Origin of the sequence: Actinosynnema sp. CS-041913 (genome assembly GCF_050942485.1) — a bacterium.
In the GTDB taxonomy this organism is placed as follows: Bacteria; Actinomycetota; Actinomycetes; order Mycobacteriales; family Pseudonocardiaceae; genus Actinosynnema.
Genome location: NZ_CP192037.1, coordinates 4,150,444 through 4,170,172, shown reverse-complemented (window position 1 = coordinate 4,170,172; position 19,729 = coordinate 4,150,444). Strand labels below are relative to the sequence as shown.

The window sequence follows — 19,729 nt, the reverse complement described above, 5'->3', positions numbered from 1 at the left end:
GGCTGGTACCCGGTACGCGGCCGTTTCACACCTCGGTCCGGAGTTCGCGCCCTCGGCGCTGGGCACCGGCCCCGGCAAATGCGAAGATTCTTTGCCTATGCCGCAGATCACCGCTCGGGTCCGCGCCGGCTACGCGATGGGCTCCTTCGTCACCGGCGCGTTCGGCACCGTGCCGGGCCTGCTCCTGCTGCCGTACCTCACGGACAGCCTGGCCGTGCCCGCCGCCGTCGCGGGCCTGCTGGTGCTCGCGCCCAAGGCCTGGGACGTGCTGTTCAACCCGGTCGCGGGCCGGATCAGCGATCGGGCGGGCACGCGCCGGCCGTTCCTGCTGCGGGGTGGGGTGGCGGTGGCGGTGCTGTTCGCGGCGCTGTTCGCCGGACCGTTCACCGGGGCTCCGGCCGCCGTGTACGTGGCCGTGGTGTTCCTGCTGTGCGCGACGGCGTACGCGTTCTTCCAGGTGCCCTACGTCGCGATGGCGGCCGAGATCACCGAGGACTACCACGAGCGCACGCGGCTGATGGCGTGGCGGATGGCGTTCCTGGCGCCGGCCATCCTGGTCAGCGGCGCGGGCGCGCCCGTCGTGCGCGACGTGGCCGGCGGGTACTGGGCGGTGGGCGTGGCGGTCGGCGTGCTGATCCTGGCGGGCACGCTGGCGACCGTCGCGGGCACCCGCGGCGTGCCGGTGTCCCGTCGGGTGTCGGCGGCGGCCACGCCGCGCGACCTGGTGGTGGCGGTGCGCTCGCGGCCGTTCCGCCTGCTGTTGACGGTGTTCGTGGTGCAGGCCGTGGGCCTCGGCACGATGTTGGCCGGTGTCGACTACTTCGCCCGCCTGGTGCTCGGCGACGAGAGCCTGCAGACCCTGCTGTTCGTGGGGTTCGTCGCCCCGGCGCTGGTGGTGATGCCGCTGTGGCAGCGGGTCGGGCGGCGGCACGGCAAGCGGTTCGGCCTGGTCGCCGCGTCACTGCTGTTCGCGCTCGCGGTGGCCGGGCTGACCGCGGCGCGGGCGCTGCCGGTGGCCGCCGTGCTGGGCCTGATGGCGCTGATCGGCGTCGGCTACGCGGGGATGCAGGTGTTCCCGCTGGCCATGCTGCCGGACGTGATCACGGCGCAGGAGCAACGCAGCGGAGCCACCCGCGCCGGGCTGTTCGCCGGCGTCTGGACAGCCGGCGAAACCCTCGGCCTCGCCCTCGGCCCCGGCGTGTACGGCCTGGTGCTGGCGATCGGCGGCTACGTGGCGAGCACCGACGGCTCGGCCGTGCAGCCACCGGGCGCGGTGCCGGCCGCGCTGATCGGGTTCACCGCCATCCCGGCCGTGCTGGCCGTCATCGCCCTGCCCCTGCTGCCCCGCGAGGAGACCGCATGACCGCACCCGACGACATCCTGGCCGAACTGCGCGCACTACGCGCCGGCGACCTGCCCACACACGGCGGACGCACACTCGCCTACGTCTACGACAGCGCACTCCCAGGTCTGGACGACCTCGCCGCACAGGCACACGCGCTCGCGTCCTCGGTGAACGGCCTGGACCCCACCGCCTTCCCGAGCCTGCTGCGGTTGGAGAACGACGTCGTCGCCACCGCCGCACGTCTGCTCGGCGGCACGTCCGCCACGGTCGGCACGGTCACGTCCGGCGGCACGGAGTCGTGTCTGCTCGCGGTGCTCGCCGCGCGCGAGGCCCGGCCCGACATCACGTCCCCGTCGATGGTGCTGCCGGAGACGGCGCACGCCGCGTTCCACAAGGCGGCGCACTACTTCGGGGTGCGGGTGGTCGCCGTGCCGGTGGATCCGGTGACGTTCCGCGCCGACCCGGAGGCCATGGCCGCCGCGATCACCGACGACACCGTGCTCGTCGTGGTCAGCGCGCCGTCCTATGCGCACGGTGTGGTCGATCCGGTCATTCCGATCGCCGCCGCCGCGTCCGCGCGCGGTGTCCGGTGCCATGTGGACGCGTGCATCGGCGGCTGGATCCTGCCGCACGCCGACGTGCCGCCGTTCGACTTCTCCGTGCCGGGAGTCACCAGCATCTCGGTGGACCTGCACAAGTACGCGTACTGCCCCAAGGGCACGTCCGTGCTGCTGCACGCCGACGCCGACCTGCGCCGTCCCCAGTACTTCGCGAGCGCCGACTGGCCCGGCTACACGATGCTCAACCCCACCACCCAGTCCACCCGTTCCGGCGGCCCGCTCGCCGCCGCGTGGGCCGTGCTGCGGCACGTCGGCGACGACGGCTACCGCGAGCTGGCCCACCGCACGCTGGCGAGCGCCCGCCTGATCCGCGACGGCATCGCCGCCATCGACGGGCTGCGCGTGCTGGGCGAGCCCGAGTCCACGCTGATCGCCGTGACCGCGACCCGGGACGACTTCGACGTGTTCACCGTGGCCGACGAGATGCGCGCCCGGAAGTGGTACGTGCAGCCCCAGTTCGCCCACCGCTCCTCCCCCGCCAACCTGCACCTGACCGTGACGGCGGCGAACGTCGGCGGTGAGGCGGACCTCGTGGCCGATCTGCGCGACTCCGTCCGGGCGGCGGCGGACGCCGGACCGGTCGTCGTCGCGCCCGAGGTGGTCGCCGCGATCGGCGCGCTGGAGCCGTCCTCGTTGACACCGCGGGAGTTCGCGGGTCTGCTCGCGGCGGCGGGCCTGGGTGGCGACTCCGTGCTGCCCGACCGGATGGCGACGGTCAACACGCTGCTCGCCGCCGCGTCGCCGGCGTTGCGGGAACGGCTGCTGGTCGAGTTCCTGGGTGTCCTGTACTCCTGAGGTCTGATGTCCGGCCCTGTCGTTCGACAGGTCGGATCGGGCGCTTTCGGCAGCGGTGGCGCGATGTCGATCTCCCTAGCGTCGGTGGCATGCTTCAACAGGGTGTCGAGGATGTGCCGGACGTCAGCGCGGAGTGGTACCTGGACGTGGTGTCGTTCGCCGCGTCCACCCCGGAGCCGGTCCGGGCGGCGGCGGGGTTGCTGACCGACGCGGTTTTCGGGGTGTTCGCGGTGGCGCTGGCGTTCCTGTGGTGGCGTTCGTCCACGCCGGACCGCGTGCGGGTGCTGCTCGCGCCGGTGGCCGTGGGACTGGCGTACGGACTCAGCGAGGTGGTCAAGGGGGTGTGGGAGGTGGACCGGCCGTGCCGCGTGCTCGGGTCGTCGCCGACCATCGTGGAGTGCCCGGAGTGGGGCGACTGGTCGTTCCCTAGCAACCACGCGACGGTCGCGGGGGCGGCTGCGGTCGCGATCCTGTGGTGTGACCGGAGGTTGGGCGTGGTGGCCGTCGTGGTGGCCGTGTTCGCCGCCGCCTCGCGCGTGTTCGTCGGTGCGCACTACCCGCACGACGTGCTGGCGGGGTTGGCGTTGGGCGCGGCGGTCGCAGGGTTCCTGCCCCTGGTGTCGCGGGTCGTGACGCCGGTCGTGACGAGGAGGGTCCGGACATAGTGCCGCTGGTGGTCCTGTGCGCGGGGTTGGCGGGGTGGCTGGTCTGCTTCTTCTCCCCGTTGTCCGACAGCAAGTACGGCGTCGCCGTCCCGGCCGTCGGGCTGGTCGCGGTCTCGTTCCTCGCCGCCCGGCACGCCGTCGAAGGGTGGCGGGGCGCCGTGGCACTGGCCGCCGGCGCGGTCTGCGGTGGCGTGCTGGGGCTCGTCCTGTCCGGGCCGGACACCGCGCTCGCGGCGGTCGCCGGTGTCTCGACACTGGCGGTCGTGCCGTGGTCGGTGGGCCGCTACCGGCGGCGGCACGCGGAACTGCTCGGCGTGGCCTGGGACCGGGCGGAGGAGCTGGAGCGCGACGTCGAGCTTGCCAGGGCGCGGGAACGGGCGCGGCTCGCCGCCGAGATGCACGACCTGGTGGGTCACGAGCTGGCGCGGGCGGCGCTGCACGTCGGCGCGCTGGAGGTCGCCCCGACGCTGCCCGAGGAGCACCGCGCGGCGGCACGGGAGGCCCGTGCGGGCGTCACCGCCGCCGCCGAGCGGCTGGCCGACGTGGTGCGGCTGCTGCGTTCCGACTCCGCGCCCGTCTCGTCGGTGGCCGACGTCGTGTCGCGGGCGCGGCGGGACGGCTTGGCGGTGGAGCTGGTGCGGGACGACTCGGCCGGCCTCGACCCGGTGATCGCCCGGACCGTCCACCGGGTGGTCACCGAGGCGCTCACCAACGTGATCAAGCACGCCCCGCGGGCGGCGGTCACGGTGGCGGTGGCGCGTGCGGACGGTGTCTCGGTGCGGGTGGCCAACGGCCCGGCCCGGGTGGCGGCGGCGACCGGTGGCGGGCAGGGGCTGCTCGGGCTCGCCGAACGCGTCGCGCTGGTCGGCGGCCGGTTCTCGGCGCGGGCGTCGGACGGAGGCTTCGAGGTCGTCGCGCACCTGCCGGAACGTCCCGTGACGGCGACCACCAGCACGTACCGGCAGCACGCCGAGCGCCGGGTGCGGCGCAGCGCCCGCCGGGCCGTGGTGGTCGCCGTCGGAGTCGGGGTGGGGGTGCTGGCGAGCATGCTCGGCTACCTGGTGTTCGATGCGGCGAGTTCGACGTTGCGATCGGCGGTGTTCGACGGTCTGCGGGTCGGGCAGCCCGAGACCGAGATCGTGGAGGTGCTGCCGATGCGGACGCGGATCGACTCGGTCTCGGGCTGCCGCCACTACAGCACCGACCCGAACCCGTTCGACCGCGACCTGTACCGGCTGTGCTTCGCCGGGGGACGGTTGGCGGGGAAGGACGTGGTGCGCCGGTGATCCGGGTGGTGCTGGCCGACGACGAGGCCATCGTGCGCGTGGGCGTGCGCGCCGTCCTGTCCGCCGCGCCGGACGTGGAGGTCGTCGCGGAGGCGGACAGCGGGCGGTCGGCGGTGGACGCGGTGCTCGCCCACCGGCCGGACGTGGCGGTGCTGGACATCCGGATGCCCGGCTTGGACGGGCTCGACGCGGCGGTGGAGATCCGCCGGGCCGGTCCCGACACCGGGACGCTGATCCTGACCACGTTCGCCGACGACGCCTACATCTCCCGCGCCCTCGGCGAAGGTGCGGGCGGTTTCGTGCTGAAGACCGGCGATCCGCACGAGATCATCGCCGGGGTGCGGGCCGTGGCGGGTGGTGCGGCTTATCTGTCGCCGTTGGTGGCGAAACGGGTGGTGGACCACTTGTCCGGGCACGGCCCGCGGCTGCGGGAGGGCGACCGGATCTCCGGGCTCACGGTGCGGGAGCGGGAGGTGCTGGGCCTGGTCGGGGCGGGCCTGTCGAACGCCGAGATCGCCGCGCGGCTGCACGTGGTCGAGGGGACGGTGAAGGTGTACGTGAGCACGATCCTGCGGGAGCTGGACGTGCGGAACCGGGTGCAGGCGGCGATCGTGGCCTACGAGACCGGCCTGATCCCACGGAGCTGACCGGGCCGTGCCGGCCGGCGGTCTGGAGGAGTCGGAACGGCCGGCGGCCTGAAGGAGTCGTGCCGGCCGGCGGTCTGGAGAGTCGGAACAGCCAGCGGCATGGAGGGGGAACAGCCGGCGGTTTGCGCGGGCGCGGGTCCGGTTGCGAGGCTGCCTCCATGACGAACTGGCGGGTGCTGCTGCTGGGCGGCGCGTCGGGCAGCGGCAAGAGCGCGTTGTCCTATCCGGTGGCCCGCGCACGGGGTGCGGCGCTGGTGGAGGTGGACGACCTGGTCGTCGCGCTCCAGAGCCTCACCACGGCGGACCGGCAGCCGGCGTTGCACTACTGGCTCGGCCACTCCGACCGCTCGATGTCGCCCGACCAGGTGCTCGACGCCCAGGTGGCCCTGGCGCGGGCGTTGGCCCCGGCGCTGGAGGCGGTGATCGCCAACCACCTCGACACCGACCTCCCGCTCGTGCTGGAGGGCGACTACCTGCTGCCCGAGTTCTGCGCGAAGTGGACCGGCGGTGACGTGCGGTCGGTGTTCGTCCACGAGCCCGACCCCGAACAGCTCCAGCGCAACTACGCGCAACGCGAACCCGAGGCGGGCGCGCAACGGAAGCGGGCGCTCGACAGCGCCCACTACGGCGACTGGCTCGCCGCCGAAGCCGTGCGCCACGACCTGCCGGTGATCACCGCACGGCCGTGGTCCGACGCCCTCGACCGGTTGGCCGTCGCCATCGCCTGAGCGACTGCAAAAGACCGCCGGTCTGCTATTTGCTAGCCTCGCGGACATGGAGTTCCGGCGGGCCCGGCGGCCCGAACAGGTGGCGTCGCGGCGCGCCTCGATCCTGGACACCGCCGAGGCCATGCTCGCCGAGCGCCCCATCGCCGACATCAGCCTGCGCGAACTCAGCACCCAGGTCGGGCTCGCCAAGTCGAACGTGCTGCGGTACTTCGACAGCCGCGAGGCGATCTTCCTGGAGGTGTTGGACCGGCGCTGGTCGGCGTGGCTGGACGAGGTGGAGCCGCTGGTCCGCGCGGCGCGGGCGGAACCGGTCCCGTACGGCCGGGCGATCGCGGTCGCGACCGTGCTGGCGACGTCGCTGCCCCGCCACCCGCTGCTGTGCGAGCTGGTCGGGGCCATGGCGGGCGTGCTGGAGCGCAACATCGGCGTCGAGGCCGCCCGCGCCGTCAAGGCCAGGGCCGCCGCGCACACCGCCCGGCTCGCCGACCTGGTCCGGGGCGAGCTGCCGCAGTTGGACCGAGCGGGCGCGACGCACTTCGCGGGCGCGGTCGTGGTGATCACCGCGGGTCTGTGGCCCTGCGCCCGGCCCACGGACGCGATCGCCCAGGCCTCGGCGGAACTCGGCTGCCCGCCCGCCGCCGAGGCCTTCGCGACGGCGCTCACCGAGGGACTGGTCAACCAGCTCATCGGCTTGGTCGTCCGCTCAAGCTGACCCGCGTACGCTGGAAAGACCACTGGTCTTTAAATCGACGGAGACGCACATGGCCGACCCCGCCGCCCCGGCGACCAGCACACCGCCCCGGCCCGCCACCCGGCGACGCGTCGTGTTCGGCGCGGTGCTGTTCGTCATCACGACCCTGCTGTTCTGGGTGCCGTGGGCGGGGCTGTTCGCGCCGAGCGCCGAATGGCCCGTCCCGGTGATGGTCGCGGGCACGGTATTGTTCGCGGTGGGCTACGTGGCGTTCCCCGTCCTGCTCATCCGCTCGCTCGGCCACCGGCATTCCGACCGGGCCGCGAAGGTCGCCCTGCCGCTGCTCGGCTTCGCCTGGATCGCGTTCGCCTGGACGCTCGTCACCGACCTCCTCCGGCTCGTCCTCGCGGTCGCGGGCGTGGAGAACCCGTTCCGGTCGCGGTTCATCGCGGTGCTGCTGGCCGTGATCATCGTCGGGCTGGCGGCCTACGGCGTGCGGGAGGCCATGCGCGTGCCGCGCGTCCGCCGGGCGGACATCGTGTTGCCGCGCCTGGACAAGGCGTTCGACGGCCTCACCGTCGCGGTGCTGGCGGACACCCACTACGGGCCGATCGACCGCACGAAGTGGTCCGAGGGTCTGGTGCAGGCGGTCAACGGGTTGCACGCGGATGTCGTTGTGCACGTGGGCGATCTGGCGGACGGCACGGTGGCCCAGCGGCGCGGCCAATCGGCCCCGCTGGCGGATGTGCAAGCGTCGCAACGGTTCTACGTCTCCGGCAACCACGAGTACATCAGCAACGCCCAGGCGTGGATGGAGCACATGGCGGAGCTGGGCTGGACCAGCCTGCACAACCAGCACCGCGTGCTGGAGCGCGACGGGGCGCGTCTGGTGTTCGCGGGCATCGACGACATCACCGCCGTGCACTCCGGCGAGGAGGGCCACGTCGCCGACCTGGACGCCGCGCTCGCGGGCGTGCGGCCGGACGACCCGGTGGTGCTGCTGGCGCACCAGCCCAGCGAGATCGGCAAGTCGGCCGCCGCGGGCGTGGACCTCCAGCTCTCCGGGCACACGCACGGCGGGCAGATCTGGCCGTTCCACCTGCTGGTGCGCCTCCAGCAACCGGTGCTGTCCGGGCTGAGCCTGCACGGCGCGCGCACGAGGCTGTGGACGAGTCGGGGCGCGGGCTTCTGGGGACCACCGTTCCGCGTCTTCGCACCCAGCGAGATCTCCCTGCTGACACTGCGGTCCGGCTGAACCACCACCCCGCCGGCCGCACCCCCGACGGCTCCGTTCGGCACGGCCACCACTCCCCCGATCGACCGGGTCAATCGATTCCGACCGCACCGCACGCCGAACATTTCGGTAATCAGCCGGACACGGCGAGCGACGACCCATAGTCATTACAAATAGTTCGGCTGCCGATCTACAAATAGCCGGTTCGACCGTTCAGTGGATTCCAGAAAAGTCCGCCCGACGCGTAGCGTTGCCTGCACACAACCCGCCCGCAGGCGGAGGGCAGGAGATACGACATGGGCGTCGAGAACCCGGATAACCGTGTATTCCTGGTCGTGGTGAACAACGAGGAGCAGTACTCGGTCTGGCTGGCCGACCGGGCGCTCCCCCTGGGGTGGCGGGCCGAAGGCACCTCGGGTACCAGGGAAGAGTGCCTGGACCACATCGCCGCGGTGTGGATCGACATGCGCCCGCGCAGTGTGCGCGAGCACCTGGCCGCGCACGGCGGCTGACCCGTCCGGCGAATTAACCGCACACCCGTATTGTGGGCGTGCGCAGGCTGCCCGGAAATAGCCGCTATTCAGCCGCGCGGTGGCCGGCACATTACCTGGGGGAGGCTTTGGTGGACCCGGATACAGCGGTCCGGAGCACGCCCGCGCTGCCGTTGCAGCGGGGAATGATCGCCGCCGGACTGCGTGACCCGGCGGCGGGCACGGACGTGATCCAGTGTGTCCAGCACTTCACCGCGCCGTTCGACACCGAGGCATATCTGGGGGCGTGGCGGGCGGCGATCGAACGGCATCCGATCCTGCGCACCCGATTCCGCTGGCGGCCGGACGGCGACGCCGAACAGGTGCCCGGCCCGGCCTCCGACGTGCCGGTGCTCGCGGACGACTCGGTCACCGACCTGACCGCGTTCCTGGCCGCCGACCGGAAAGCGGGCGTCGACCCGGTTGCCGGGCCGCCGCTGCGGGTACGCGCGCTGCCCGGGAACGTCGTCGTGGCGACCTTCCACCACGCGATCCTGGACGGCCGTTCGCTCGCGATCCTGCTGTCGGAGATAGACGACGCCTATGCCTCGGGCGGCACGGCGGAGTTCGCGCCGCGGCCCGGGTTCGCCGACTACGCCCGCTGGTACGCCGAGCGCACCGCACCCGAGCACCCGCTGGCCCGTGCCGACGAGCGGTTCTGGGCCGCCGAACTCTCCGGGCTGCCCGAGCCGGGGCCGCTTCCGCTGGAGCACAACGGTTCCGCGACACCGGTCATGGGCACGGCCGTGGTCGACCTGTCGGACGCGGAGACCGCCGCCGTGCGGGCCCTGGCCACCGAGGCGGGCGTCACCGTCAACACCGTCGTGCTGGCCGCGTGGGGCCTGCTGCTGACCACGCACTCCGGCGCGGGCGAAGCGGTGTTCGGGGTGACCCGCGCGGCCCGGCACGGCTCCGTCGCGGGCGCGGAGGACATGGTGGGCCTGCTGCTGGCCACGGTTCCGCTGCGGCTGCCGGTGGACCGCGACGTGCCGGTCGCCGAGTGGCTGCGCACCGTCCGGGAGCGGTCCGTGGCCGCCCGCGACCACCAGCTCAGCCCGCTGCCCGACATCCAGCGCGCGGCCGGCCACGACACGCTGATGCGCAGCCTCGTGCTGTTCGAGCACCGCGAGATCAACACCGTGCTGTCCGCCCGCCCGAACGCCCCGCGGGGCCGCCGCGTCCGCATCCTCCGCAGCCCGAGCTACGCCATGACCCTCTACGCGTTCGCCGAGCCGCACCTGAGCCTGCAACTCATCCACGACGTCACCAGGTTCCCCGACTGGGCGCCTCAGGCGCTGCTCGGCCAGTTCCGCGACGTGGTGGCGGGCATGGCCGAGGACCCCGGACGGCCGGTGCGCGAGCTGACCGAGCCGCGTGGCGCGGAGCTGGTGCGGGTGGTGGAGAAGTGGAACGACACCGCCGTGGAGTACCCGGCCGAGGCGACCGTGCCGACGCTGTTCGCCGAGCAGGTGCGACAGCGGCCGGACGCCGACGCGGTGCACTCCGACGCCGAAGGGTGGCTCAGCTACGCGGAACTCGACGCGCGGTCCAACCGGCTGGCGCACGCGCTGCTCGCCCGTGGCGCGAGACCCGACCGCCCGGTGGGGCTGGCGCTGCCTCGCGGGGCGGGACTGGTGACCGCGATGCTCGCGGTGGTCAAGACCGGCGCGGCCTACCTGCCGCTCGACCCGGCGAATCCGGCGGCGCGGGACGCGGTGGCGTTGCGCGAATCGGGCACCACGCTGGTGGTCACCGATCAACCCCGGCCGCTCCCCGACGGAGTCGCGTCGGTGCTGCTGTCCGAAGTGGACGGACCGGACACCCCGGTTCCGGTCGTGGCGCACCCGTTGGGCGTGGCGTACGTGAACTACACGTCCGGCTCGACCGGGAAGCCCAAGGGTGTGGCGGTGCCGCACCGGGGCGTGGTGCGGCTGGTGACGACGCCGACGTTCGCGCGGTTCGGGCCGGGGCAGACGTTCCTGCACCTGTCGGCGACCGCGTTCGACCTGACGACGCTGGAGGTGTGGGGCGCGCTGCTGACCGGCGGCCGGGTGGTGGCCGCGCCCGAGGGGCCGCCCGACCCGGCCGTGCTGGCGGACGTGGTGCGCGCGCACCGGGTGAGCGTGCTGTGGCTGACCGCCGGGCTGTTCCACCAGGTGGTGGCGCACGCGCCGGACGTGCTGGAGTCGGTGGACCAACTGCTCGCGGGCGGTGACGTGCTCGCGCCGGACGCCGTGCGCGCGGCCATCGTGGCACGCGGCGGCAAGCCCGTGGTCAACGGGTACGGGCCGACCGAGAACACCACGTTCACGTCGTGCTGCGTGCTGACCGATCCGCGGCAGGTCGGCGCGACCGTGCCGATCGGGGGCCCGATCCAGCGCAGCACGGTCTACCTGCTGGACGAGCGGATGCGGCCGGTGCCGGTGGGCGTGCCCGGCGAGCTGTACACGGGTGGCGCCGGACTGGCGCGGGGCTACTGGGCCGATCCGGCGCTCACCGCGGCCAAGTTCGTGCCGGACCCGTTCGGCGCCGAGCCCGGCGGACGGCTGTACCGCACGGGTGACCTGGCGCGGTGGCGGCCGGACGGGGTGCTGGAGTTCCTGGGGCGCGCCGACCAGCAGGTGAAGGTCCGCGGGTTCCTGGTCGAGCCCGCCGAGGTGGAGACCGTGGTGCGCGGGCACGCGGACGTCACGGAGGCGGCCGTGCTCGCGGTCGGCGACGTGGACGCCCGGCACCTGGTCGCCTACGTGGTCGGCGAGGTCGACGTGGATTCGCTGCGCCGCCACGTCGAGGACCGGCTGCCCTCCTACCTGTGTCCGGCGCGGTACGTGACCTTGCCCGCGTTGCCGCTCAACCGCAGCGGCAAGGTCGACCGGACGGCGTTGCGGGCGGTGCGGGGTGACGGCGAGCGCCGGGAGGTGCGGACCGCTCCGGCGGAAGGCACGCAACAGCGGCTCGCGCGGCTGTGGGGACTGCTGCTGGGCGCGGAGGACGTGTGGGCGGAGGACGATTTCTTCGCCGTGGGCGGCAATTCGCTGCTGGCGGTGCGGTTGGCGTTCCGCGTCCGCGAGGAGTTCGGCGTGGAGGTGCCGGTCGCCGACCTGCACCGGGCGCGGACCTTGACGGCGTGCGCCACCGTCATCGACAACGCGCGAACCGCCAAGCCCACCACCGGTATCACCCGCCGCGACCGGTCCGCCTACCTGGTGCCCGCCCCACGCACTCCGAAGCAGGCCACCACGCCGGCGGTCGCCAATCCCGTGCCGGCACAACCGACCGGCTCCACCTTCGGGACGCCCGCGCGCACCGTGCCGGACCAGACCGCCGGCGCGACCGGTCGGACGGTGCCGGACCACCTCGTCCTGCCCAGGGGCACCGGGAACTGGGCGGCGTGGCGGTGGGTCGAGCTGCGCGGCACCGGGTTCGGCATCGAGCCGTTGTTGGCGGTCGCGAGCCCCGATGCCGCGCGGGCCGCCGAGTCCGTGCTGGCCGCCGACGACGCGCTCGGCGAGGCCCGATGGACGGCGTTCCGTGTGCTGCGCGCGGTCGAGAACGCGGCCGGTGCCGAGGTCCGGTCGTCGTTGCGCCGGATCGGCAGGCTGGTGCGCAAGGGGCGGTTCGCCGAAGCCCGTGACGCGCTGCACGACATGCCCGAGGTCGACGCGGCCCTCGCCGACGCCGCAGCCGCCGCCGAACTGCACCGGACCACGCTCGCCGACTACGCCGCGCGCTTCGAGCAGGGCCGCCGAGCCGCCGCCGGCGTGCTGCACCGGGTGAGCGGCGACCCGAAGTTCCGCGAAGCCGTCGCGTGGCAGAACCCGCGCGTCCTCCAGACCGCCGTGGACGCCCTGCACAAGGCCCTCAGCGGACCGCGCGCCGCCGGCCGCAACGTCGAGTACCGGCGGTGGGAGCACACCGTCGTCAGCTACCTCCAGCGGTATTGCGCCAAGAACGACACCATCGGCTTCTTCGGCCCGGTCGGCTGGGCGTGGGTGGACGACGACGCCCCGACGCCCCTCGCCGTCCGGCCCGGCGCGAACCTGGTCGACCGGCGCACGACGTACCTGGAGAACTGGGCCGTCCAGCAGCTCGCCGAGGCGTTGACCACCGACGACGTCCGGCCGTGGGCGGTACCCCGGCGGATGCCGTTCGTGGACGTCGTCGGAGACCTGCTGCACGTGCCGCTGACCGACCCGATCCGGCTGCCCACGCTGGACGCCGCCGTGCTCGCCGCGTGCGACGGGCGGCGGCGTGCCCACGACATCGCCGAGCACGTGGGAGCGGACCGCACGGCCGTGTTCGCGGTGCTGGAGCGGCTGCGGCAGGCCAAGCGGATCGCGTGGACGCTGGAGGTGCCGCCGTCCGCGCTGGTGCCGGAACTGGCGTTGCGCCGGCAGATCGACGGCATCGACGACCCCGAGGTCCGCGAACGGGTCGCCGAGGCGCTGGCGGAGGTGGTGGACGGACGGGACCGGGTGGCCGCCGCCGTCGGCGACCCGGACCGGCTGGTGCGTGCGATCGGCGACCTGCACCAGAGGTTCACCGCGATCACGGGCGCGGAGGCGGTGCGCCGTCCCGGCCTGTTCTACGCGGGCCGGACGCTGGTGCACGAAGAGTGCCGCCGCGACCTGGAGGTCACCCTCTCCCCCGCGCTGCTGGACGCCTTGTGGCCGTCGCTGGAGCTGGTCCTGGAGGCCGCGCGCTGGTTCACCTGCGCGGGTTCGGCGCTGTACGCGAGGGCGCTCAAGGACGTGTTCCGGGAGCACGCGGGCAACCGCGAGTCGGTGCGGCTGGCCGACTTCTGGCTGTGGGCCAACGACACGATCTTCCGGCTGGACGACCGGGTGGTCGGCCGCCTGGAGACCGCGCTGCAGACCCGTTGGGCGGACGCGCTCGGCGCGCACGACCCGACCGCGCGGCACGTGCGGCACTCCACGGCGGACGTGCGGGAAGCCGTGCTGCGGCAGTTCGCCGCACCCCGGCCGGGGTGGCGCGGCGCCGTGCAGCACAGCCCGGACGTGCTGATCGCCGCCCGTGACGCGGAGGCCGTGCGGGCGGGCGACTACCAGTGGGTGCTCGGCGAAGTGCATCCCGGCGTGAACACCATGCGGGCGGCGCTGTTCGTGTCGCAGCACCCCGATCCGGTGCAGTTGCGCGAAGCCATGGCGCGGGACATGGCCGGTCCGCGGGTCGTGCTGAGCACCACCCGCGAGCAGGGCGGCACGCCGCAACGGCTGGCGGACGCGTTGGTGCTGCCCGAGGACCTCCGGATCGCGTTCGGCCATGACTCGTGCGGACCCGACCTGGCCGGCGCGGTCCCGGTCGGCGCGTGCGAGGTGGTGGCGGAGAACGGGCGGCTGCTCGCGCGCAGCCGGGACGGCCGGGTCGACCTGGAGCTGGCGGAGCTGCTCGCCGAGCAGATCATGGCGCGGCTGGTGCAGCGGTTCCGGCTGCTGCCGGCCGGGGACCACACGCCCCGGGTGAGCCTGGACCGGCTGGTCGTGGCGCGGGAGAGCTGGCTGCTGCCCGCCGCGCGGTCCCGGTTCGCGTTCGCCGCCGACGAGCCCGGCCGGTTCCTCGGCGCGCAGGAGTGGCGGCGGGAGCACGGCATACCGCGGTTCGTGTTCGTCAAGAGCCCCGTCGAGCACAAGCCGTTCTACGTGGACCTGGAGAACGGCCCGTCGGTCGAGCTGTTCGCGCACGCGGTGCGCGCGTTGGAACGCGAGCAGCCCGACGCGCCGATGGGCGTCGGCGAGATGCTGCCCGGCCCGGACCACCTGTGGCTCACCGACGCCGAAGGCAACCGGCACACCGCGGAGTTCCGGCTGGTCGCGGTGGACCGGCGCGGTTGGCACAAAGGAGGAACGCGGTGAGCACGGTGATCCCCGACGGACGCGAGGTCTTCCGGTTCCCCGCCTCGTCCGGCCAACGCCGGCTGTGGCTGCTGGACCAGCTCATGCCCGGCCCGGTCTACAACATCGGCTGGCGGGTGGCGTTGGACGGGCCGCTGGACCCGGAGGCGTTGCGCGCCGCGCTGAACGCCGTGGTGGCGCGGCACGAGGCGTTGCGCACCCGGTTCGCCGCCGAGGACGGCGTGCCGGTGCAGGTGGTGTCGGCCACGCAGACCGTGGACCTGCCGGTGTCGGACGTGGCCGAGGACGAACTCGACCTGGTGGTGCGCGAACTGGTCGGGCGGGCGTTCGACCTGCACGCCGGTCCGCTGCTGCGGGCGTCCCTGCTCCGGCTGCCCGACCGGCACGTGCTGGTCATGGTGCTGCACCACAGCATTGCGGACGGCTGGTCGTGCGCGGTGCTGTTCGACGAGCTGGCGCACTGCTACGCGGACGACCCGCAGGCGTTGCCCGAGCTGCCGGTGCAGTACCCGGATTACGCGGTGTGGCAACGGGAACAGGTCGACGGCAACGCGTTCGCCGCCGACGCCGCGTACTGGCAGGAGGCGCTGCGCGACGCGCCGACCGTGCTGCCGCTGCCCGGCGACCGGCCCCGGCCGGAGACCCCTTCCGGGCGTGGCGCGGAGCTGCGGCGGGAGCTGCGGGTCGGTGACGGGTCGTTCGCGAACCTGTTGGCGTTGTTCCAGTGCGTGCTGCACCGGGTGACGGGGCAGGCGGACTTCCTGGTCGCGACGCCGGTCGCGGCTCGCACGCGGCCGGAGACGGAGGGCCTGGTCGGGTTCGTGACGAACACCTTGCCGCTGCGGGCGGTTTTCCCGCCCGAGACCACGGTGGGCGAGGTGGTGCGGACCGCCGAGGCCGCGACCGTGGCCGCGCTGGAGCACCAGGACCTGCCGTTCGAGCAGGTGGTGGACCTGGTCGCGCCACAACGGACACTGGCGCACGCGCCGCTCGTCCAGGTCATGTTCGCGGTCGAGCCGCTGCCGCCGGCACGCCACGCGGGAGCCCTGACCATGCGGCCCGAGCCGGTCGCCAACGGCGGCGCGAAGTTCGACCTGTCGCTGACCGTGGAACGCGACGGCGATCGCTGGTTCGCCCGTTGGCAGTACGACGCGGAGCTGTTCGACGAGGCCACGATCTCGGCTTTGCACACCGTGTTCGCCGCCATCACGGAGCACGCGGACCCGACGGTGAAGGTCGCCGAACTACCGCTCACGACAGCGGGCACGACAGCGGGCACCGCCGACCGGCCGACGGATGACAGCGCGCTCGGCAGCCACCCCACCGCACCAATCGCCCATCCCGGCGAGACCGCGCTCGGCCTCGTCGCGGCGGCGCTGGCCGCGCATCCCGACGCCGTAGCGGAAACCCTCACCTGCGGCGAGATCGACCGCGCCGCGAACCGCCTCGCGCACGCCCTGCTCGCCGCCGGCGCGCGGCCCGACCAGCCGGTGGCGCTGTGCCTCGACCGGGGCGCGCCCACCATCATCGGCATCCTGGCGGCGTGGAAGGCGGGCGCGGGCTACCTGCCGCTGGACCCGTCCTGGCCCGCCCGACGCCTCGCCGCCATGGCCGAGGACGCGAACATCCCGGTCCTGGTCACGGACGCGCACTCCCGCGCCAAGACCGGCTTCACCGGCCCGTGGACCGAGATCGACCTGGACTCCGCGCACGGCCCGGACACCCCGCCGGACGCCGTCCCCCTGATCCCGGAAAGCCTCGCCTACCTCCTCTACACCTCGGGCTCGACCGGCCGGCCCAAGGGCGTCCGGGTCACCCAGGGCGGCCTCGCCGCGCTGCTCAAGGCGATGGACGGCCTGCTCGACCTGTCCCCGGACGACTGCCTGGCGTCGATCAGCACACCCGCCTTCGACGTCTCCACCGTGGAGATGCTGGTGCCCCTGCTGCGCGGCGCGCGCATCGTGACCGTCCCGGCCGACGACGTGGCGGACGGATCCCTGCTGCGCCAACGGATCGCCGAATCGGGCGCGACCGTCGTGCAGGGCGGCCCGGCGAGTTGGCGGATGGTCGTGGCGGCGGGTGGCGTGCCGCCGCACGTCCGGCTGAGGGTCACCGGCGGCGAGGCGTTGGCCCGTGACCTGGCCGACGAACTCCAGTCCGACGGCGCGACCCTCATCGACGGCTACGGCCCGACCGAGACGACGGTGTACTCAGCGGCCGGTGTCGTGCCGTCCGGTCCCACGCCCATCCGGCTGGGCGCGGCGGTCGCGGGCACCACGCTGCACGTACTGGACCCGTTGCTGCGCCCGGTGCTGCCCGGAGTGATCGGCGAGCTGCACATCGGCGGCGCGGGTGTGGCGCGCGGCTACCACGGTCTGCCGAGGATGACCGCCGACCGCTTCCTCCCCGACCCGTTCGGGAACGGCAGGCTCTACGCGACCGGCGACCTGGTCCGCCTGCGGGCCGACGGGAAGCTGGAGTTCCTCGGGCGGGCCGACCGGCAGGTCAAGATCCGCGGGTTCCGCATCGAGCCCGGCGAGGTGGAAGCCGTGCTGCGGGCCCACCCCGATGTGGTGGACGCGGTCGTCACCACGTGGTCGGCGAACGCGGCGGACGTCCGGCTGGTCGCCTACGTCGTGCTGCGCGGCACGGTCGACGCGCTGGGCCCGCACCTCGCCGCGAAGCTGCCGGACTACCTGATCCCGGCCGCGATCGTGGTGGTGGACGAGTTGCCGCGCACCGGCACCGGCAAGATCGACCGCAACGCCCTGCCCGAGCCCGAGTGGTCCACCGCGGACGCCGAGCACGTCGCGCCGCGCGACGCCACCGAGGCCCGGATGGCGGACATCTGGCGGGACGTGCTGAGCATCCCGGCTGACGGACCGCTCGGCGTGCACGACAACTTCTTCGCGCTCGGCGGCCACTCGCTGACCGCCACCACGATGCTGGCCCGGGTGCGCGCGGCGCTGGGCGCGGACCTGCCGCTGGCGACGCTGTTCGCCGCGCCGACGATCGCGGGCCTGTGCACGGCGCTGGCCACCGCGGGCGAAGGCCTGCGCGGACCCGTGCCGCTGCTGGACCAGCTCGACGACCTGTCCGACGCCGAGATCGACCGGCTGCTCGGCACGTTGTCCGAGGACGACCTGTGAACCAGGCCGGCGCGGAGCCGGCTGTACCACGCGATCGGGGAAAGCTGATGAGTGACAACAGGATCGGCGACGGCACGCCGCACGGGGGCCGGCCGTGAGCGGCGGCGGGTGCGCGTCGACCCGGAGCAGGCCATGACCGACGCGGTGGTGGTCGGCGCGGGCCTGGCGGGCTCGCTGGCCGCCGTGTACCTGGCACGGCGCGGGTTCCACGTCCGGGTCCTGGAGCGGCGCGAAGACCCGCGCACGCCGGGCTCCCGCGAGGCGGGGCGATCGATCAACCTCGGCCTGTCCCAGCGGGGCATCGTGGCGCTCAAGGAGATCGGCCTGCTCGACTCGCTCGCCCCGGCCACCGTGCCGATGCGCGGCCGGGTCGTGCACACCCCAGACGGCACCCTGCGCTTCCAGCCCTACGGCACCGAGGAGGACCAGATCCTGCACTCGGTGCTGCGCCACGACCTCAACGTGGCGCTCATCGACGAGGCCGAGAAGAAGGGCGTCGAGTTCCGCTGGGGCCACAAGGTCACCGCCGTGGACCGGGAGAACCCGTCCGTCACGACCATCAGTCCACAAGGGACGGTCGAGCACGCCGCCCGCCTCGTCGTCGGCGCGGACGGCGCGTTCTCGGCGGTGCGCACGCAGCTCGGGCGCGGCGCGCGGACGACCCTGCACCAGGAGTTCCTGGAGTGGGGCTACAAAGAGCTGCTGATCCCGGTCGGCGACGACGGCCGGCCGCGCACCGAGCTGCGCGCCCTGCACGTGTGGCCGGGCGACGACGGGCTGATCGTGGCGCACCCCAACGTCGACGGCTCGCTCACCGCGACGGTGTTCCTGCCGTTCGACGGCCGGGACGGGTTCGCCGGCCTGGGCACCCACGCGCGGGTGCGGGAGTTCTTCGCCCGCCGCTTCCCGGACACCCTGACGCTGATCCCGGACGTGGTGGAGCAGTTCCTGGCGCACGAGCCCGCGAGCCTGGTCACCATCCGCACCCAGCCGTGGCACGTGGCCACCGCGCACGGGCGCGGCGTGGTGCTGCTGGGCGACGCCGCGCACGCGGTGTACCCGTTCTTCGGCCAGGGCATGAACGCCGCGTTCGAGGACTGCTCGGTCCTCGACCGCTGCCTGGCCGCCCACCCGCACGACCTGCCGGAGGCCCTGGCCGCGTTCGAGCGCGCCCGCCGGCCGCACACCGACGTGCTGGCCGAGCTGTCCAAGCGCAACTTCGTCGAACTGCGCGACAAGCTGCGCTCCCCGCTGTTCCTGGCCCGCAAGAAGGCGGACCTGGTGCTGCACCGCGTGTTCCCGCGCTCCTGGGTGCCGCTCTACACCCTCATCGCGCACACCACCGTGCCCTACGGCGAAGCCCTGGCCCGCGCGCGGCGCCAGGACCGCCTGCTGGGGGGCGTGACCGCCGCGCTGACCGGCGCGGCGCTGGCGGGGCTGGCACACCGGTCCCGCGGCCGACGTGGCAGAAGGCAGGTGAGTTGATGCTGATCCACCCGACCCGGCCGGCCCACCCCCTGGTCGAGCCGGCGGACTTCGCCGCCGGGCGGCTGCCCGACGCGGTCGCGGCGCACGAACTGCCGCTGCGCACCGTGTTCGAGTGGGCGGGCGACTACCTGTGCGCACCGCACCCGGAACTCGGCCGACGCGGTGACGTGTGCCCGTTCACCGACACCTCGTTGCAGCGAGGGCTGTTCTTCCTGTCCGTGCACGCGGGCAAGCCGACCTCGGCCGACGAGCTGGCGGAACTGCTGCTGCACTACCGGGACTGGTTCGACGAGCTGGAACCGCGCACGGGCGCGTCGGCGCAGTTCAAGACGATCATCGTGTTGTTCCCGGACCTGACCGGACCCGAGGAGTGGGCGGTCGTGGACCGCACCCAGGAGCTGCTCAAACCCGAGTACACCCGCAACGGCCTGATGGTCGGCGAGTTCCACCCCGGACCGCCGGACAAGGCGGGCCTGTGGAACCCGGGCTTCCGGCCGCTGAGCAGCCCGGTGCCGATGCTCGCCATCCGGCACATGGTGCCCACCGACTTCCCGTTCCTGCGGGACGACGACGCCACCCTCGCCGCATACCTGCGGCGCTTCGGCGACCGCGTGCCCATGCACCTGCGTGGTGACGTGCGGGCCGCCGCCGACCGACTCGCCACGTCCGGGAGCTGAC

Annotated in this window: 13 protein-coding genes; all 13 read left to right on the top strand. The window is 73.7% G+C overall.

Annotation, left to right across the window (positions count from 1 at the left end):
* Positions 1 to 97: 97 nt before the first annotated feature.
* The 13 genes from ACQPZF_RS19620 to ACQPZF_RS19560 all read left to right on the top strand — a co-directional run bounded on the left by ACQPZF_RS19620 (position 98) and on the right by ACQPZF_RS19560 (position 19,728).
* On the top strand, positions 98 to 1,363 hold the full coding sequence (locus tag ACQPZF_RS19620) for an MFS transporter (RefSeq protein ID WP_433273648.1): 1,266 nt from the start codon (positions 98 to 100) through the stop codon (positions 1,361 to 1,363).
* The gene (locus ACQPZF_RS19615) at positions 1,360 to 2,760 is read left to right on the top strand and encodes a pyridoxal phosphate-dependent decarboxylase family protein (protein WP_433273646.1); all 1,401 of its coding nucleotides are present in this window, start codon (positions 1,360 to 1,362) and stop codon (positions 2,758 to 2,760) included. Before ACQPZF_RS19620 ends, ACQPZF_RS19615 begins: the two co-directional genes overlap by 4 nt.
* A gap of 89 nt (positions 2,761 to 2,849) precedes the next feature.
* Entirely contained in the window at positions 2,850 to 3,425 is a 576-nt protein-coding gene (locus tag ACQPZF_RS19610) for a phosphatase PAP2 family protein (RefSeq protein ID WP_433273644.1), read from the top strand.
* Positions 3,425 to 4,711 (top strand): histidine kinase, encoded by a 1,287-nt coding sequence (locus ACQPZF_RS19605; RefSeq protein WP_433273642.1) that lies wholly within the window; start codon positions 3,425 to 3,427, stop codon positions 4,709 to 4,711. The genes ACQPZF_RS19610 and ACQPZF_RS19605 overlap by 1 nt, the downstream gene beginning before the upstream one ends.
* The gene (locus tag ACQPZF_RS19600; RefSeq protein WP_433273640.1) at positions 4,708 to 5,358 is read left to right on the top strand and encodes a response regulator transcription factor; all 651 of its coding nucleotides are present in this window, start codon (positions 4,708 to 4,710) and stop codon (positions 5,356 to 5,358) included. The genes ACQPZF_RS19605 and ACQPZF_RS19600 overlap by 4 nt, the downstream gene beginning before the upstream one ends.
* A gap of 158 nt (positions 5,359 to 5,516) precedes the next feature.
* Complete coding sequence (locus tag ACQPZF_RS19595) at positions 5,517 to 6,086, top strand: hypothetical protein (RefSeq protein WP_433273638.1); 570 nt, start codon at positions 5,517 to 5,519, stop codon at positions 6,084 to 6,086.
* Between the two features lie 46 nt (positions 6,087 to 6,132).
* Positions 6,133 to 6,798: a TetR family transcriptional regulator gene (locus ACQPZF_RS19590; protein ID WP_433273636.1), complete on the top strand. Its 666-nt coding sequence runs from the start codon at positions 6,133 to 6,135 to the stop codon at positions 6,796 to 6,798.
* 484 nt (positions 6,799 to 7,282) lie between these two features.
* Positions 7,283 to 8,032, top strand: coding sequence for a metallophosphoesterase (locus tag ACQPZF_RS19585; protein ID WP_433274621.1), 750 nt, complete (start codon positions 7,283 to 7,285; stop codon positions 8,030 to 8,032).
* A gap of 275 nt (positions 8,033 to 8,307) precedes the next feature.
* Complete coding sequence (locus ACQPZF_RS19580; protein WP_433273634.1) at positions 8,308 to 8,523, top strand: MbtH family protein; 216 nt, start codon at positions 8,308 to 8,310, stop codon at positions 8,521 to 8,523.
* Between the two features lie 110 nt (positions 8,524 to 8,633).
* Positions 8,634 to 14,414 carry an amino acid adenylation domain-containing protein gene (locus tag ACQPZF_RS19575; RefSeq protein WP_433273632.1) on the top strand — a complete coding sequence of 1,927 codons (5,781 nt, stop codon included), beginning with the start codon at positions 8,634 to 8,636 and terminating at the stop codon, positions 14,412 to 14,414.
* The gene (locus ACQPZF_RS19570) at positions 14,411 to 17,563 is read left to right on the top strand and encodes an amino acid adenylation domain-containing protein (RefSeq protein WP_433273630.1); all 3,153 of its coding nucleotides are present in this window, start codon (positions 14,411 to 14,413) and stop codon (positions 17,561 to 17,563) included. Before ACQPZF_RS19575 ends, ACQPZF_RS19570 begins: the two co-directional genes overlap by 4 nt.
* A gap of 51 nt (positions 17,564 to 17,614) precedes the next feature.
* On the top strand, positions 17,615 to 19,048 hold the full coding sequence (locus tag ACQPZF_RS19565) for an FAD-dependent oxidoreductase (protein WP_433273628.1): 1,434 nt from the start codon (positions 17,615 to 17,617) through the stop codon (positions 19,046 to 19,048).
* Positions 19,048 to 19,728, top strand: a complete 681-nt coding sequence (locus tag ACQPZF_RS19560) for a DUF6875 domain-containing protein (RefSeq protein WP_433273626.1) — start codon at positions 19,048 to 19,050, stop codon at positions 19,726 to 19,728. Before ACQPZF_RS19565 ends, ACQPZF_RS19560 begins: the two co-directional genes overlap by 1 nt.
* The last annotated feature ends 1 nt before the right edge of the window (position 19,729 follow it).

Excerpts from the sequence above, each read along its gene's own strand:
- ACQPZF_RS19620 (WP_433273648.1), top strand. The coding sequence starts at position 98 with ATGCCGCAGATCACCGCTCGGGTCCGCGCCGGCTACGCGATGGGCTCC.
- ACQPZF_RS19615 (WP_433273646.1), top strand. The coding sequence starts at position 1,360 with ATGACCGCACCCGACGACATCCTGGCCGAACTGCGCGCACTACGCGCC.
- ACQPZF_RS19610 (WP_433273644.1), top strand. The coding sequence starts at position 2,850 with ATGCTTCAACAGGGTGTCGAGGATGTGCCGGACGTCAGCGCGGAGTGG.
- ACQPZF_RS19595 (WP_433273638.1), top strand. The coding sequence starts at position 5,517 with ATGACGAACTGGCGGGTGCTGCTGCTGGGCGGCGCGTCGGGCAGCGGC.
- ACQPZF_RS19590 (WP_433273636.1), top strand. The coding sequence starts at position 6,133 with ATGGAGTTCCGGCGGGCCCGGCGGCCCGAACAGGTGGCGTCGCGGCGC.
- ACQPZF_RS19585 (WP_433274621.1), top strand. The coding sequence starts at position 7,283 with ATGCGCGTGCCGCGCGTCCGCCGGGCGGACATCGTGTTGCCGCGCCTG.
- ACQPZF_RS19580 (WP_433273634.1), top strand. The coding sequence starts at position 8,308 with ATGGGCGTCGAGAACCCGGATAACCGTGTATTCCTGGTCGTGGTGAAC.
- ACQPZF_RS19560 (WP_433273626.1), top strand. The coding sequence starts at position 19,048 with ATGCTGATCCACCCGACCCGGCCGGCCCACCCCCTGGTCGAGCCGGCG.